Raw genomic sequence first — 17,088 nt, forward strand, 5'->3', positions numbered from 1 at the left:
GCTCTAGCTTTTGAAGGTTTTTCATGATTTTGCCTCCCTACTCAACATCTTTAAAAATAGGAGCTACTGCCCTCTTTTTTTGCTCTATATTCCACACATTTTTAACTCCGTGGTTACATCGGCTCTGCCAATCTTACGAACATAAAAAATTGGTGGTCCCAGAGTTCTGGAAACACTACGCTCCTATTTCAGAGTTCTATCGTCTCGTAAGTAAAGTAGAAATTGTTTTTTGCCTTTGGTCTGTACCACTCTTTTGTTGGTTTCTCTATACAGAAGGATATAGAATTACCTTAGCCTATTTTAATAGCAGAAATTATAGCTTCGCAGTATTCGTCATGGTTATTCTTGTTCTTTTAGAATCTCGACCCATAGTATATCTTGCAGAACGGTTACTTTCTACAATTGCCAAGATAGGACGTACCTCGCCAAAATCATGGTGGTGGACTTTAATGATTGCTACGCCACTCCTCTCAGCATTGCTAAAAGAAACCGGAGCAATGATTATTGGTGCTACCTTGCTTATGCGCCATTTTTATATATTTTCTCCTTCACGTCGTTTTGCTTATGCCACAATGGGATTACTTTTTTCTAATATTTCTATTGGAGGCTTAACAAGTTCAATGTCTTCACGAGCCCTCTTCATCATTTTACCTTCCATAAAATGGAAGTGTTCCTTTCTCTTACAATATTTTTCTTGGAAAGCTATCATTGCTATTCTTGTTGCTACCGCGGTCTATTACCTAATTTTTCGTAAAGAATTCGATAAATTTCCAGAAATCCCAAATATCAAACATCTTATCAAAGATCGGATTCCTTGGTGGATTATCTGTACTCATATCATTTTAGTAAGCGCAATTTTATTATCACGATCCAATCCTTTATTTATGACAACTATTCTACTGTTTTACTTGGGATTTCGAAGATTCACAATTTTTTATCAAGAACCAATCAATATCCCTAAAGTATGCTTTGTTGGTCTTTTTTACGCAGGACTAGTGATTTTTGGGGATCTACAAGAATGGTGGGTCCTCAACCTTATGCAGGGGATGTCTGATTTCGGTTATATGCTCACCTCATATGGGCTTTCTATATTTTTAGATAACGCTTTAGTAAATTACTTAGTACACAACCTACCCGTTGCAACAGATTGCTACCTTTATCTTGTTATCACAGGCTGCATGGCAGCAGGAGGATTAACCTTAGTCTCAAATATCCCAAACATCATAGGCTATCTTATCCTCAAACCTGCCTTTAGAATGTCATCAATCCATTTCGGATCATTATTCTTAGCAGCCTTGGTTCCCTCAATTATCGCTTTGACAATATTTTGGTTGCTAAGAAATATTCCTGAATTCGTCTATTGCTTCTTTAGATAGATGGACAGCCACGTATGCACACAGGAGTCTCCTGGCCTAGTTTCTCCGTTAGAAAAGCACAACAATATTTCACGAAGTCTTCGTAAGTCAAGGTTTCAGCAGCAGCAATTTTTTCATTGGGAGAATTTAGTTGTGTAGAAGGATACTCAAAAGCTAACGAAAATAAGATTGAATTCATCGCGTCTAAAGAGTGTTCCGGTTCACGGATTTTGCTAATATATGCTTTACGCATACCCTCAAAATACTTCTCAGACATTCCAAATTTTTCAGGGGCATTAGCAACGTCTTTAAGAAAGACCTGAGTCTTAGAAAGTAATTCCTCAGGAGAATAGGTATCAGACCGAATATAAAGAAATCCAAAAGGCCTTAAAGCAAGCTCTCGATATCGAGCCCCTACCATATAACCCAATTGCTCTTGAGTTCGTAATTGTTCAAAGGTAATGTGGTGTAGCCAGTTAAAGAGCATCTCTGCAGCAACTCGTCCCTCCAAAGAAGGTGAACATTCATCTTGGAGTAAGAGTAACATACCATTTGCTGTTAAGGGATAGTCATAATCAATAGAAGAAACTTTGCTAGGGTTTAGTTTGTAATAAAAAGGTTGTGTAATATAAGCAGAGCGTGAAATAACAAAATCTTGAAGCGCAGTGATATAATTTTTTTTCTCATCATCGGAAAAATTTCCAAGTGACATTGCTTCGATATGTACATTGTCAAATAACGTAGATGTTAAACTTTGAAATTGAGAGAAAGATAACTCTTCAAGAACAGACAATTTTTGCATATGAGAATACACTCCTTGGACTACGCAGGAGAGTAATTCATCAAGACCAGCACGTACAGGACAAGCCGTAGACATCTGCTTGTAGTGTTCTAAGAGCTGTTTCTTATAAATGTTAAAATGGGATTGTGTTACCGAAAATTGAGGCAGTAAAGATAGTATCGACTTAAGCAAAGTAGGACCAGTTGCTGTATACCCACAAACTTTTAAGTCAATGCCCTCACCTCCTAATGCTAAAGAGAAAGAGAGCCCTGCCATAGTCGCTGGATAATAGTTTTCCAGTAATTTTTCATTTATAGCTAAACAATAAAGCTCTGCAACTACTAAAGAGGAAAGCTCTTCCCTAGAAATCTGAGGAGAGCGTATGCGTACTTGGCTAGAAAATTTCGGCGCTGTATAATAAACATCTTCACAATGATATACTGTTAGCTTGTCATTTTCATAGCTTAGAATAGGCATAAAAGGAAATTTGCTTTTTTCTCCTATAGGAACTTTAGGAAGGACAATATCTTTAGGAATAAAAAGATTAGGCTGAGGAAGAGCCATAGTAGATTCTGGTATTGCTTGTTTACACTGCTCAAAATTCGCTAAAGGCTTATCGTAATACGTCATATCAAAAATAGCATCATAATGTTCTCTTGTTCTTTCCCAATGCAAAGGATTCTTCGTAGATAAAACAAAATGCGCTTGCTCAGGATCTGAAACAATACTAAGAAGATGAGCTTCTTCTTCTATAGAATATTTAGGATATACTAAAGAATAGTAGGGGTAGGTTGCAAGATCTTCATCTGCTAAAATTGAAATTTGTTTTTTAAGTAAATCAAAAAGTTGGCTTTTAGAACTATAGCAATAATCTAAAGCATTCATCTTAGAAAGTTCTTCAAGACAGTAATCGGGAATGCCTTTTGTTTGGATATAATGGAAATATTGGAAAGTACGGAAAATTACTTCAGAATAGTCCTGATCACCCTTTTCTGTAAGTTCATAGTAAATATACAATTCTGCTGTATCGGAAGAACTCTTATGAAACTCTACATCGAGTTTAGTGATGAGTTCTTCTTTTTTTAATAACGAGACTAAGCTGTGTTCCCCCTCGTATTTGAGAATATGAGCAAGAGCTTCATAACACCCTAACGAAATCTTAAGCGGTGTATTATAGAAATGCCAATAGATTTCTAAACTAGAGACAGGTTGGACAGCTTGATTGATATAAATATTCTTTAATGAAGAAGTGTTATGCGGAGAAATCCAGGGATTGTGAGCTTGATAACACTTGGATTTAGGAATTCGAGAGAATACTTTAGATAACTGTCGTATAGCTTGAGGTAAGGGATCAGGAGTATAGGCAATCGCACACATATTTTCTGGAGAGTAGTGAAGATAAAACCATTCAGACATGTTTTTTGTAGTCACAGGAGTCAAAGTCGTAGCATTGCCACAGCCAAAACGTGCTAAAGGATGCTCCTTAGGAGACATAAGTTGCTGAATGCGTTGTACCCGTCTTTCATCAGAAAGAGGGTGTGCGGCAAATTCTTGATCTACAGCATACTTTTCTCTATCTAAATCTTCCTGGCGAAATAAAGGCTGGATAAACAAGTGAACAAATTGATCCACTGCCTCCGAAAATGCTGAACGTTCCACAGAAAATATATAAGTTGTTCTAGATGAAGAGGTAAAGGCATTATAGGTCCCATTATGATTGCTCAAAAACTTAGGAAACCCAGAAACTTTAGGATATTTTTTATTTCCGAGAAAGACACAGTGCTCTGTAAAGTGCGCCATTCCAGGATACTCTGTAGGATCGCTACTGTTCCCTGTTTTTACAAGTATAGAGGCTCCCGCTACAGGTAAGTTAGGATTTGAAATAATGACAAGAGGAAGACCATTATTACAAATGATCTTGGCAATTTTTTGATTTGACGTTGCAGGAGTAAGAACTTGTAAAGGACATTGATCAGAAATAACTTGAGACTGTTGCTTGCATGATGGTACCAGTAGGGAGAATAAAATTACAATCGGAGACCAATTTTTCCATCGCATTCTAAAACTCTTCATACAACTCCTTTACAATAGAAAAAATTTTTTTTGCCCTCAATACTCGTTGCTGGTGCTTGTCATAACTAACATCATCTTTTGAATATAACTGATTTAAATCTAATTCGTTTCCAATATTAAAGAATACAGGAGCAAAAAAAATCACGCGTTCTTCCCCAATTGTTTCCTCAATTTTAGGAGGTGGGGGAAGAATATCATATGTTTTTAAAGCAAAAGGATAAAAATGTGTAACTTGACCTGAAGATTTTGCTAAGAGACGAAACATTTCTATACTTTCGGGATCAAATTCTGCAGGAAAAAGTTCTCCAGCCTGATTCTTTCTATCCCTACCTCCTGAAGGAGCAACATAAATCAATTTTGCGCCCTCATGTAGCAGAGTCTTTAGAATTTTCATGCTTTTTTGATTATGATGTAATTTCCCTTCTCGAAGCTCAGGAGGTGTATTAATATGACGTTTAGAATATATGCGCAATAAGTCACACCCCATGCTAAAAGGCCGAGCTAAAGGATCCGAAGTCACACGATCTCCAGCAATAAAAATAATCTTTTCCATGAGTTCTGGATAGGTTTGCCCAAGAATGCAATACATGAGATGAGGGTCGCACTCCGTTTGATGATTAGCTAACAATATCACATTGTCTCCTCGGGAGAGATACTTCTGAATCTCATTAAACCGATCAATATTTAAAACGCGGGAATGATCGTCATCAATAACCACAGAAAAAAAATCAATGCTGAGAGTAAATAAATCTATAGGTGAACGGATCTTCCTATGATAAGCAGGGAAAATAAAAGGATTTTTTAAATCATCAAGAATTACCTTTAACCACTGTAAACATAAAGCTTCTGCTCGAGGAACAGAACACTTTTTTGTTGCCGCATCAATGTAATTTTGATGAAAAACACAAAATTTTTGATATAAAGGTTCTGGGAGACATTGCCCATTGAGAGCTTGCTGTAGATAGGTTGAAAAATGCATAACACTGCCTACAAGTCTATACTTTCCCCTGTAATTAGTGAAAAGAACTGGTAACGATTTAAATGAAGAGAATCTACGGTGTCGATCTGAAGTTTAGCTTTTAATTGCTTAGCTAAATGAATCAATTCGTCATCATTTCCTTCTAACTTCATGTAGTTAGCAATTTCAGGATGCACTACTAAATAGAGGTGTAAGTGCTCTTTATGATTAATAACTTTCTTTAAATCACGTTCAATTTCAATAATAGTACTTTCCGGAGTCTTAATAATCGCATTCCCACTGCAATACGGACAAGTAGTAAATAAGGTTTGCATTAAAGATTCGCGATTTCTTTGACGAGTCATCTCAACAAGACCAAACTCACTCATACTTAAAACAGTACAACGAGCGGCATCATATTTCATATGTTCTTTTAAACGTTCTAGAACACGTCGCTGACTCTTTCGTGATTTCATATCAATGAAATCAATAATCACCAAACCTCCTACATTACGTAAACGCAATTGCCGAGCAATTTCTTCCGTAGCTTCTAAATTAATTTGTACAAGAGTTTCTTCTACACCACTCTCTATTTGAGTGCTTCTTCCAGAATTGACATCAATAGTATACATCGCTTCTGTTTTATCAAAAAATAAATACCCCCCACTGGAAAGCCAAATTTTTCTTTTAGTTGCCTTATCAATCTCTTTTTCTATGTTAAAACGTTCAAACATAGGAATCGAATCACGGTAATATTCAATTTTTACCGAAGTGTCAGGGGCATATTTTTTTAACATACGCTTGCATTTCTGATAAGTCGCATAGTCATCTATCAACAAACGTTTGTAATTTTTATCAATACAAGTAATTACAGCCTTTTTTAAAATATCAGTCTCCGCATAAAGCAAACAAGGTTGATCCGTGGAATAGAATTTTTCTAAAATACTTTTCCAAGTAAGCAGTAAGTCGTGAGCTTCATTAATTAAAGCATCCGTAGAAGCTAATGTACTCGCTGTGCGACAAATCAACCCCATGTCTTGAGGCATTTCAAAAGAACGAATCAGCTGTTTCAATTGCTCTCGCATGGAGGGATCCTCAATTTTTCGAGAGACACCGCGATGAGGAGAATTAGGCAAAAGAACTAAGTAACGCCCAGGAATAGAAATATTTGATGTTAAACGAGCTCCTTTATTCCCAATCGGTTCTTTAACTACCTGCACTAGAACTGGGCTATCTAGTTTTAGGAGCTCTTCAATAGGCGCTGTTTCTTGATGAATTTCGTCGATCGGTATATCAAAATCCATATCAAACATTTGCTCAAATTTCTTAGAGTTTTCTAAAATATCTGAAATATGAATAAATCCATTTTCTCTTTCATCAATGTTAATAAATGCAGACTGAATATTTCTTAAAATATTTGTAACACGACCACGATAAATATTACCTTTAAGCTGACGAATTTTCTTTCGTTCAATAATGAGATCAAAAAGCTGACCGTTTTTTAAATGGGCGTAACGAATTTCTTTAGATTCTATGTTTAATAAAATGTCATTTTCCATGGTCTTCCTTATGCCAGTACCGTATCCGCAAACTGTTTTGTTTTGATAGGGAAGGCGGGTCTTTAGGAGTTTAAATTTTTACTACTCGCAAGATAAGTTACGTTAATGATTATAAAAAAAATAGGTAAAAAATTCTACAGAAATGGTTTATTGATTTCTTTTAAAAAGAAAAAGGTTATTTTAGTTTGATTTCTCAACTAGATTTAAAAATAGGTCTTTGTTTTCTATAATCCTCATCTTTGCTAAGCTATTTTTCTAATCCAAAATAAGCTTTCACTCTAAGTGAGAAAGTTTTTAAATGAAAATATTTGGATGTAATTTAAAATTAAATATTTGTTGTATCTAAAATGCCTAAGTATGAGCATTTACCATTAGGAACAAAGCCCTATAGGTATGAAATTGTAAATTACGGATTTGACAGCAGTTTCTTTTCAAAAATAAAATTTTGGAATGTACTGAAGCGGCATGTCTAGAAAAAACGAATGACTCATAATTTAACAAAAGAGCGCTCTTTTTGAGCATTTATACAAGGTGAAAACATGGCAGTACCACGCAATCGACATAGTAATGCAAGAAAAAATATTCGCAGAAATCATCATGCAAAAAAAACTCGTAATGGAGCTATATGTAACAATTGCAAACAGATGTTTCTTCCTCACACTGTATGTGCTTCTTGTGGCTTTTATAATGGCAAAGTCGTTATGACTATGGAAAGAAATTAAACATAATTTAAGTAATCTAAATTATTATGAAAGTGCGCATTGGCTTAGATCTAATGGGTGGAGATCATTCTCCTCTTGTTGTTTGGGAGGTGCTAGTTGATGTGCTTAGATCTCAGGCTCCTAATCAGGAGTTAGTTTTTACTGCGTTTGCTTCTCAAGATGTCCAAGAAGAGATAGCAGAGAGATTCCCAATGAATGAGTTCCCAAAAATTGTAGCTGCAAGTAGTTTTGTTTCTATGGAAGACTCTCCTTTGGCAGCAATTCGCAAGAAGTCTTCCTCAATGGCTTTAGGTTTGGATTACCTACAAATGGATGAAATTGATGCCTTTATTTCTACTGGAAATACAGGAGCATTGATTACTTTAGCTCGAGCTAAAATTCCTCTCTTCCCCACAATACTGCGTCCTGCCCTTCTCGTGAGTGTCCCCACAATGGTAGGTGAGGTAGTAATTTTAGATGTGGGAGCAAATATTTCTGTAAAACCCGAAGAAATGATTGATTTTGCTCGTATGGGCATAGCCTATAGGCATTGTCTCGGTAGAACAGGACAGATTACAATTGGATTGCTTAATATTGGTTCAGAAGAGCGTAAAGGTACAGAAGCTCATCGTCAAATCTTCCATATGCTACGTGAAACTTTTGGAGACGCTTTTTTAGGTAATATAGAAAGTAGCTCTGTATTTAGAGGTCATGCAGATGTAATAGTTACGGATGGCTTTACAGGAAATATTTTTCTTAAAACAGTAGAAGGTGTTTTTGATTTTTTGCGTCATATTTTAGGAGACAAAATTGAAACCGACATTCAACATCAATTAGATTATACTTTTTACCCAGGATCTATGGTGTGTGGACTTTCTAAACTCGTAATTAAATGTCATGGTAAAGCCTGTGGACAATCTTTATTTCATGGAATTTTAGGATCTATAGATCTTGCTCAGGCACGTGTATGTAAAGGTATTTTTGCTAACTTAACATAATAAATGTCTCTAATTGTTATGTAGCCTTTTCTTTATTGACTGGATCTTGTTAATGGTGATACATTTTTTGCACAATTAAAATTATAAACACCTTTTGGGTTTAGGTTGACAATGGTTGCGAAAAAAATAGTACGATTTCATAAGTCCTCATTTTCTTATTCTGTAGTTGTGGCGATATTAGCATCAGCAGGTATAGCTGTTCATGGATATCGTGCCTGTGGTTCTGAAACAAGTTTAGACTTACTTGTCGAACATCCTTCGCTTTCGTCTGAAGAGCCATCCTTAGTTACTGAAACTATTTTGGAGCTAGATCTGAAAGAGGAGGAAGACTCTAACTACTCGATAACAGCACTTACTCAGGGTAGTTCAGGTATAAATCTTGATTTAACGACTTCTTCTTCTTTGGCTGAGTTTCAACATTTGACAAATGAACCTACTCTTTACACGCTAAAGGATGAGCTTAGCTGGTCAGACGTAGATACACAAAGTCATAAGGACACTACACCCATTCTTGAAATTCAACCCACAGTCGATTCTCAGCCTTCTTCTGACTCTGAAGCTCCTATCAATTCTGAGAAGGATTCTGAGAAGGATAAGGATAAAGAAGAAACAGAAGGAGAAAAACAAGAGCCTCCCAAAGAGCCTTCTTCTAATAAGGAAGTTTCAGAAGATACAAATAGCAATACGCAGCCTCACCAAGACGCAAAGATAATAAAAGAGACTCCAAAGCCTGTTGATAGCAATGCTGCTGCAAAAAATCTTTTTACAGATGTGTCGCAAGGATTGGCTTTTTGTTACAAAAATAAAGCGGTATCTATTGACCAGCCTCAACAATCTTCTGGCCCTGGCATTATGTTTTCAGGTATTGGTCCTAAGGCAGCTTTAATTTTCAAAAATCTTAAAGCTTCTAAAGCAGGCGCAGCGATTTATTCTGATGCGGATGTTATTTTTAAAAATCTTACTAATGGCTTGTGTTTCAATATGTGCGAATCTTTAGAACATGCTGGAGCAGTCGCTGGGCAGAATATCATGTTGAAGAAATGTGGAAATATAGTTTTCACTGCGTGTAAAAGTGATTCAACTCTTGTTCCTCTAAATACTCTTACAGATTTTATGCAAGGTGGTGGAGCTTTGAATGCTTGTGGGAATGCTGAAGGAACATCTACCATTTCTGATGGCAAGCTTTTAATGATAGGAAATGTGGGTTCTATTTTAATGGAATCCAATAGTGCACGAAATGCAAATGGTGGAGCGATTGCTTGTAGAGAATTTATTTGCGATAGTAATGAAGGTGTAGTTACCTGGGAAGGTAATCGTGCCTTATCTGGAGGAGCTATATCTTCAGAAGGTAATATAAAATTTCTCAGAAACGTTGGTTCTTTGAAATTGTCTGGAAACGAGGCGATAGTTGAGGTAAAAGAAATAGCTACCGATTTTCTTGGAGGAGGAGCTTGTGCAGCAAAACAAGCTGTTCTATTGAAAAATAATGCTGATATTCATTGTGTTAACAATACATCCAAAAGTTATGGCGGTGCTATTCTAGCTAACGAGATTGTATTATCTGAAACTGTCAATGAGGCAGTATTTAAGCATAATACGGCGGCATTGTTTGGCGGTGCCTTCAGTGTGAAAAATAAAGCTCAAATTGGCAGTAATTTTGGCAGTGTTGTGTTTGAGGATAATCAGACACATAAACGAGGAGGGGCTATTTATTGTGGAATTGTACCTCAATCCGAAAAAGCCAAACAAGAATCTATTGCTACAGGTTCAGCGAACATTGAAATCTGTGATAATACAGGTGCGATAACTTTCCTTAATAACCAGGCAGCTTTTTCACTTGAATTAATGACGACTGTAGAAAGTTATGCAGGTGGTGGAGGTCTATGGACAGATAATGTTCTTTTGGCTCGTAATAGTGGGGAAATTACTTTTACTGAAAACATAGGGGGTAGCGATACTTGGGTAGGAGAATTTGTTGGTGGCGGTGCAATTTTTGTCACCAATAAGGTGATAATTTCAAATAATAATGGAGATATTTCTTTTATAAGAAATTGCGGTCAAGCCCTTGCCCGAGAACTTCCTCCAGCACCTAAAATTATTCCAAATCCAGAAGATGTTTCAGTCGCACCAGATAATCATCAACTGAATCCAAAGGATGGCGAGGCTTCTCATGATAATGTATCACCTGAAAATGTGGCTTCTTTATTATTTCTTCGGGATTCTAGAGGCCCTTTTTACATTCATGCTGTTGCTGAAGAAGAGGCTCCCCAAGTGGAGCCTGAAGTTATACAAACAGAACTATCTTCTTTATTAGATATCCGAGGCGGGGGAGCAATCCTCGGTCACCAAATCGATATCACGCACAATGAAGGTACTCTTTTATTTTCTAAAAATATAGGGGGAGGCGCGAAACTCTCTATACCCAATGTAACGGCAGTTGTCGGAGGAGGAGCTCTTCTTGCTGTTGATGGGGTTAAAATACAGAATAATCGGGCTATTATTTTTAAGGATAATGTGACCCCAGGTATTGAAGATTCAGGAGGTGCGATTTTAGCAAAAGATGTGTATATTGAAGGCAATGCTGTGGTGGAATTTGCCTCCAATGGATCAAGTTGTTTGGGTGGTGCAATTTGCGCTATGAACAATGCAGTAAATATTGTAAAAAATCATTTTTCTATTGTCTTCTCAAACAATAAAACCCAATATGGTGGAGGAGCTATAGCGGCTCCCAAAGGTGCTGTTCTTATCTCTGAAAATACAGGGAAAATTGAATTTAAAGACAACATACTTTTTGGCGATGTGTTGCAAGACAGTCAGATTGGTTCTCAAAGAAAACGTTATGGAGGGGGAGCTGTTTTTGCCAAAACTGCTGTAGATATCAAGAATAACATCAATGATTTAATCTTCATAGGCAATCGTAGTAATGCTTTTGGTGGTGCTATTTTTGTAGGATCTTTGGATGATAATAACGAAGAAGCTTCCTTAACCATGACTGGCAATAGAGGGGATGTCTTTTTTGTGGGCAATAGCACGTTATTGTCGAATTTTGAACAAGGAAATCATTGTGGTGGTGGCGCAATCTATACGCAAAATTTAAAGATTGCACAGAATGATGGAATTGTCGTGTTTTACAATAACAAAGCTTCTCGAGGTGCTGCAATTGGTATTGCAGAAAAAGGAGTTGTAATTTTAGAAGCCTTTGGAGGTGATGTTATCTTTGAAGGGAATACTAATTTTGACGGTAATTCTGATGCGATTTATTTGTTTGGAAAAAATTCCAAAATTAGTGAGCTTTCAGCAGCAACTGGTACAAATTTAATTTTCCGTGATGCGATTGATTGCGAGAACCTACATATTCGTGATATAGTTTCTGGTGAAAGTAATCCTTTAGATAACCCATCGTTAATTTTTAATGTTAAACCTATAGGCAAGGATTCCCTGCATCATGAGGGTGCTGTAAAGTTTGCTCGTGCCATATCGAAAATTCCACAGATTGCTGTTATTCAAGAGGGAACATTGGCCCTATCAGAAGGTGCTCAGTTATGGCTCGGGGGAATAAAACAAGAAGCAGGTAGTGTTCTTCTATTATCAGCTGGAACTGTGTTGCGTATTTTCGAAAATGTTGTAGAACCTATACTTACAGAGCCTACAACTGTAAATAATTCAGAAACTTCTTTGGAATCTCCAGAACATGATACTAGGGTTGAAGGTGTTTCCTCGAGATACGCATTGTCTACAAATGCTTCTACAGATGTAACAGATGTAGCTGCTAAACCTCTATCCCTCGTAGATATTTCCAGTGTGATTGTAGATCTTTCTTCGTTCGTTCCAGGCCCTGATGCCAGCCTTCCTTCTGCTCCCGAAATTGTAGTTCCTAAAGGAATAATCGTGGGATCAGGAAATATAGAACTTAAACTTGCGGACTCTACCAATATTGGCTATGAAAATCATGCTCTCCTAAGCACAGAAAAAGAAATTTCTTTATTAACATTTAAAACTGCTGACAGCATAACAGCAACCCCAGTGGTAGATCCTACATTATCAGATATTAAGATAGACGTTGCATTGCCTTCAGTGACGGAATCTACTTATGGTCATACAGGCGTATGGTCGGAGGCACAGGTAAAAGATGGTAAGCTTGTTATTGGCTGGCAACCTACAGGTTATCGGTTGAATCCTGAAAAACACGGTGATTTAGTTTTGAATACACTTTGGAGTCATTTTGTTGATCTTCAGGCTCTCAAGCAAGAACAGTTTTCGCATCATATTATTTCCCAAAGAATGGAATTAGATTTTTCAACAAATATTTGGGGATCAGTATTAGGAGTTTTCTCAAATTGTGCTAGTATTTCAAATATCGATGGGTTTACTCATCGTGCAGGCGGTTATGCTATGGGCTTGGATACTCAACTCGTAGAAGACTTCTTACTTGGTGGGTGTTTTGCTCAATTTTTAGGGAAAACTGAAAGTAAGATCTACACGGCTCATAGTGAACAGAAGAAATGTTATTTGGGTTCTGTTTATGCAGGCATCCTTACTGGTCCTTGGTTATTTAAAGGTACGGTAATCTATGGTAATCTGAATAATGATCTTACAACTACCTACTCTACATTAGGAAGTTCTACGGCTTCTTGGGTAGAGCAAGGATGTGTCGCTGATATAAGAGTAGATTATCGCTATATTGTGAATCCTCGTAGATTTATGTCTGCAATAATCTCTACAGTAGTTCCATTCATAGAGGTAGAGTACATTCGTATAGATCTTCCTAAGATTCACGAAACAGGTAAAGAAGTAAGAACTTTCCAAAAGACGCGCTTGGAAAATGTTGGGATTCCTATAGGTATGGTTCTGGAACATGGCTATTCTCGAGGATTACGTTCCGAGGTGAATGGTTTGAGTATTGCTTATATATTTGATGTATATCGCAAAGATCCTAAATCGATGATAACTTTACCTGAGGCTTCGTATTCTTGGGAAGGTAAGGGAATGGATGTCTCTCGAAAGGCTGTAAAAGCACAATTTAGTAACGATACAGAATGGAACTCCTATTTAAGTACACATTTAGGTTTTAACTATGAATGGCGTGAACATTTAATAACTTACGATGTTAATGGAGGAATTCGCTTAATTTTCTAGTCTCTGAGAAAAGCATTGTTTTAAGAGAACAATTTAAGCTTGGAAGAAGGACCTAAGAATCCTCCTCAGGAGCAATAATGTTTAGGATGTAAAGTAAATAAGCGATACCTACTTGGTTAAGATCACAAGTAACTTCATTTATCAAATAAGAATTGAAAAGTTCTATATGAGCAGTAGTTCCGGGAAGATTAGTCCATTTTTGTAAAGAAGAAAGCGCATAATCACGCACCACGTTTTGTGTGTGTGCTTCAGCTTCTAGAAAAGCTTTGTAAACACTTTGGATAAGATTTAAACTAGAGTGTTGATAGCTATGGTAAAAGTTTAAATAAAGTTCGCGATACTGCGTTCTTCCTTTTTCTGTTTCTAGAGAAGCTTGACGTTGTGTTAAAGCTCGTAGGTTTTTTTGGAGATGGTGAGTAACAAGTCCTAGGGATTCGCCATATTGTGCCTTCATACCGTTAATAGCATGCCATTGCTGATCACGAGTTGCTTCGCTCTTTGGATCAATGCCAAGCTCTATTTCTTCTTTACAAGCTATATTTTCATGTTCTTGAAGCAGTAGGGTTTCTTTAAATTCTTGAACCCAAATAAGAATTTGATTTTCACCTTCGGCGGATGTACTGTAGAGTTTGGTAAGAGCTCTACTCATTGCTTCTCCCCAAGTTGGTTTGCAGGAACCAGCAGCGAGGCTAATATACTTAGTAGCTTCGCGTTTTTTATCGTTGGGAATTTTCGGATCTTTAAGGGCTTCAAGTAGGAAGTGTGCAAGAATAGGAAAGGTCCATTTGTCAGGAAAACTGTTATCCTCTTTTGAGAGAGATTCAAAATAGGGGAGAAAAATCATTGACCAGTCTCTATCGTAGACATTTAAACGACGCAAGATAGTCCTTAACTCGTTATAATCGCATTTGGTTCCCTGAGGAGCTTCTGTTAATCTTTTAAGGAATGCACACGGTTTAGGGGCTTGCTGAAGAATGTCAGGATGCATGTTAATTTTAAAAGTTCGTAATTTTCCATCAGTATTCACAATTTGATTAAATAAGGTTATTTTTAGTTCATCGACTATCTGTGTTTCTTCAGAAGTCAGTTCTATTCTTAAAGGAACCTCCACTGGTTTTTTATGAACTATTATTGTTGGTATAATGTCAGATATTGTTGGTATAATGTCAGAAGTTGTAGGAGCTTCCTTATAATGGCAAGAACAGGTAACTCCAAAAAGAAAGAGCTTAACAGGATAGAAGAGAATAGCAAGTACCAAAGCTATGATGGCAGCAAGGATGATAACTATCGCCATGAGGGGATTTCTGTCCCTGAGTTTAAATACATCTTGTATCTTTCTTTTAGATCCATAAAAAAACTGTTGAATGCTAATTTTTCGCGCAAAATTAATAATTTTTTGATGACAAGATTTTGATTGGTTAACAATGGGAACAGAAACTCTGGAAGAAGCTGTGAAGGAAAGTGTAGTTGGAATAGTAAAACCACTAGCCATAAATGGCGCCTTTTTGAAGAAAAATTTTAAATTATTATAATTTTATATTGCATAAGGAAACAATAAACAATTATAAACAAAGTTGTTCAATTTTAAGAAAATTAAATTGTAGTAATAAAATAAATTTAATAATTTTATGCAGAATGTCCTAAGAAATCAGAATACTTAATTTACGATCAGCGGTATTTTTTCGTCCAACGAAGATGCACTTTCTTGATTTTGATATAAATAGTGGATCCAAGTTTCAAGTGGAACTATTCCTGTGCGCAGAATTGTAAAAAGTTTTTGACATGCAATCCGCTGCTGATCTCTAGCATTGCCTTTCATAAGAAGTTCTAACGCTACAGCTATTTCGTCGGGATGAAAATCCTCCTTTCCTCCCATGAATTCTGGGAAAATAATGGAATTCGTAATAATATTGGGCAGAGAATATGCTGGCAGGAAGATTTTAAACACGTACTTTGTAAGAAAAGTATCTATAGGTCTCAACCGACAAGTAACGATAGTGGGCACGGAATTTAGAGCTGCTTCTAAAACTATAGTTCCACATTTTGCTAAGGCGCAATCACAACTTCTCATGAGTTCGTAACGTAAAGTTGCAGGAACTAGTCCACTATGCTCGCATGCTTCACTTTTAAGAATTGCTCGAATAAGAGGGTCGTATTTAGGATAAGAGGATGAAACCAGAAGTTGGTGGGTTCGAGCAAGTGATGATGAGAGGAAAGCTTGTATTTGAACACGCAAATTCCTTTCAATATCTCCTCGACGGCTGCCAGGAAAGGCAGCAATAATAGGACGATCAATAAGAGAAAGCTCTTCTTTCCAGAGAGGATTCGGTTTATAATTGGTAATCTCCTCAACAAGAGGGTGACCAAGATATACCGTCTTTAAAGGACTGTGTCTGAAGAGTTCTTGTTCAAAGGGTAGAATAACTAGAAGAGTATCAACATATTTTTCTAATATCTGTTTTCTTTTGGGACGCCAAGCCCAAATGCTGGGGCAGACATACTGAATAATTTTCCCCTTATAACCACATTTTCTTAATTTTTTAATTAACAAAAGATGAAAATCTGGAAAGTCAATGCAGATAACAACTCCGGGTTTTTCTTGAAGAATGAATTTTAAGATTTTCCGGTAGCTTTTGAACAACTTGAAGAATGAAGCGAAGACTTCAACAAATCCAGATACTTGGAACTGCTCAGTATAAAGGATAGCTTGAAATCCTTTAGCTCGCATTAAAGGCCCTCCTACTCCTGAACATACTGTGGAAGGATAAAGAGATTTTATTGTATGGATGAGGTTTGCTCCTAAAATATCACCGCTAGCTTCTCCAGCAGAAAGAAAGCAATGGTCTTGAGTGTAAGGACGAGAAGACTGCTCTTTGTAGAGAAGGCGTAAGTTCGCAATGGGAGGAAAGAGTCCACAGCTATAGCTCAGGATATTCACAGGATCTACAATGCGGATGAAATAAATGGAGGCTAAGAAACTACCAACAAAACCCACCTGCCAAAATGCTACGGGAAGACCTTCTTTTTGGCGAAATTCTATATGCCACCATTGCAATAGGAAACGACTTGCGAATAATAACAAACCCAAACAACCGATAAGATGCCAATAAAATTTTACTGTAGAAAATGGAAGTTGGAAGATGCTTGGTAAGGCCATCCATGTTGTCCCAGAAAAAATGTAGGTAGAAAAAAGAAAAGGAAATATCGAAAGAATAATGGTAAAAACCATAACAGCTACGGTTTGTATGAAGGAAATCCTCCGAGTAGAAGTGATGTTTAAATTCCTAAAATAAATAACTAAATTTATAGCATGAAGCAAAACCACAGGAAATTGGCTTTGAATAAAACCATGAGCTATCATCAAAAGAGCCCCTACGAAAGAAAGCTTCCAAAATACTCTGGGAACGTAGACCTGCTTACGTCTTTCGCTTAGCCACCACTGTAAGGAAAATGCCATTCCAAAAAAAAGATTGGCAATGAATCCTAAAGGATAAAGAAAACAAGTTAAGTCAAAGAAAACCATGCTG

The 17,088-nt window shown here is 36.8% G+C and carries 9 protein-coding genes; 4 read left to right on the top strand and 5 right to left on the bottom strand.

Features of this window, described 5'->3' with window-relative positions; translation table 11 throughout:
* Positions 1 to 23: 23 nt before the first annotated feature.
* Entirely contained in the window at positions 24 to 1,376 is a 1,353-nt protein-coding gene (locus Cs308_RS02800; RefSeq protein WP_066482317.1) for a putative Na+/H+ antiporter, read from the top strand.
* On the opposite strand, the gene Cs308_RS02805 is transcribed toward Cs308_RS02800, so the two are convergent.
* Genes Cs308_RS02805 through Cs308_RS02815 form a run of 3 tightly spaced genes read right to left on the bottom strand, consistent with a single transcriptional unit; the run spans position 1,369 to position 6,726 of the window.
* The gene (locus Cs308_RS02805) at positions 1,369 to 4,194 is read right to left on the bottom strand and encodes an insulinase family protein (protein WP_066483405.1); all 2,826 of its coding nucleotides are present in this window, start codon (positions 4,192 to 4,194) and stop codon (positions 1,369 to 1,371) included. The two genes, Cs308_RS02800 and Cs308_RS02805, sit on opposite strands and share 8 nt — an antisense overlap.
* 1 nt (position 4,195) lies before the next feature.
* Positions 4,196 to 5,188, bottom strand: a complete 993-nt coding sequence (locus tag Cs308_RS02810) for a 1-acyl-sn-glycerol-3-phosphate acyltransferase (protein WP_066482319.1) — start codon at positions 5,186 to 5,188, stop codon at positions 4,196 to 4,198.
* A gap of 8 nt (positions 5,189 to 5,196) precedes the next feature.
* Positions 5,197 to 6,726, bottom strand: coding sequence for an Rne/Rng family ribonuclease (locus Cs308_RS02815; protein ID WP_066482321.1), 1,530 nt, complete (start codon positions 6,724 to 6,726; stop codon positions 5,197 to 5,199).
* 539 nt (positions 6,727 to 7,265) lie between these two features.
* Between Cs308_RS02815 and rpmF the strand changes: the two genes are divergently transcribed.
* The 3 genes from rpmF (at position 7,266) to Cs308_RS02825 (ending at position 13,561) form a co-directional block, all read left to right on the top strand.
* Positions 7,266 to 7,448: a 50S ribosomal protein L32 gene (rpmF, locus tag Cs308_RS04985; RefSeq protein ID WP_082905009.1), complete on the top strand. Its 183-nt coding sequence runs from the start codon at positions 7,266 to 7,268 to the stop codon at positions 7,446 to 7,448.
* Positions 7,449 to 7,474: 26 nt separating this feature from the next.
* The gene (plsX, locus tag Cs308_RS02820; RefSeq protein WP_066482324.1) at positions 7,475 to 8,425 is read left to right on the top strand and encodes a phosphate acyltransferase PlsX; all 951 of its coding nucleotides are present in this window, start codon (positions 7,475 to 7,477) and stop codon (positions 8,423 to 8,425) included.
* A gap of 111 nt (positions 8,426 to 8,536) precedes the next feature.
* Positions 8,537 to 13,561: an autotransporter domain-containing protein gene (locus Cs308_RS02825; RefSeq protein ID WP_066482326.1), complete on the top strand. Its 5,025-nt coding sequence runs from the start codon at positions 8,537 to 8,539 to the stop codon at positions 13,559 to 13,561.
* 52 nt (positions 13,562 to 13,613) lie between these two features.
* On the opposite strand, the gene Cs308_RS02830 is transcribed toward Cs308_RS02825, so the two are convergent.
* Together Cs308_RS02830 and lpxB are read right to left on the bottom strand one after the other, a co-directional pair.
* Positions 13,614 to 15,053 carry a DUF1548 domain-containing protein gene (locus Cs308_RS02830; protein WP_066482329.1) on the bottom strand — a complete coding sequence of 480 codons (1,440 nt, stop codon included), beginning with the start codon at positions 15,051 to 15,053 and terminating at the stop codon, positions 13,614 to 13,616.
* Positions 15,054 to 15,218: 165 nt separating this feature from the next.
* The gene (gene lpxB / locus Cs308_RS02835; protein WP_066482332.1) at positions 15,219 to 17,084 is read right to left on the bottom strand and encodes a lipid-A-disaccharide synthase; all 1,866 of its coding nucleotides are present in this window, start codon (positions 17,082 to 17,084) and stop codon (positions 15,219 to 15,221) included.
* Positions 17,085 to 17,088 lie beyond the last annotated feature (4 nt).

It is taken from the genome of Candidatus Chlamydia sanziniae, from assembly GCF_001653975.1.
GTDB classification, from domain to species: Bacteria; Chlamydiota; Chlamydiia; order Chlamydiales; family Chlamydiaceae; genus Chlamydia; species Chlamydia sanziniae.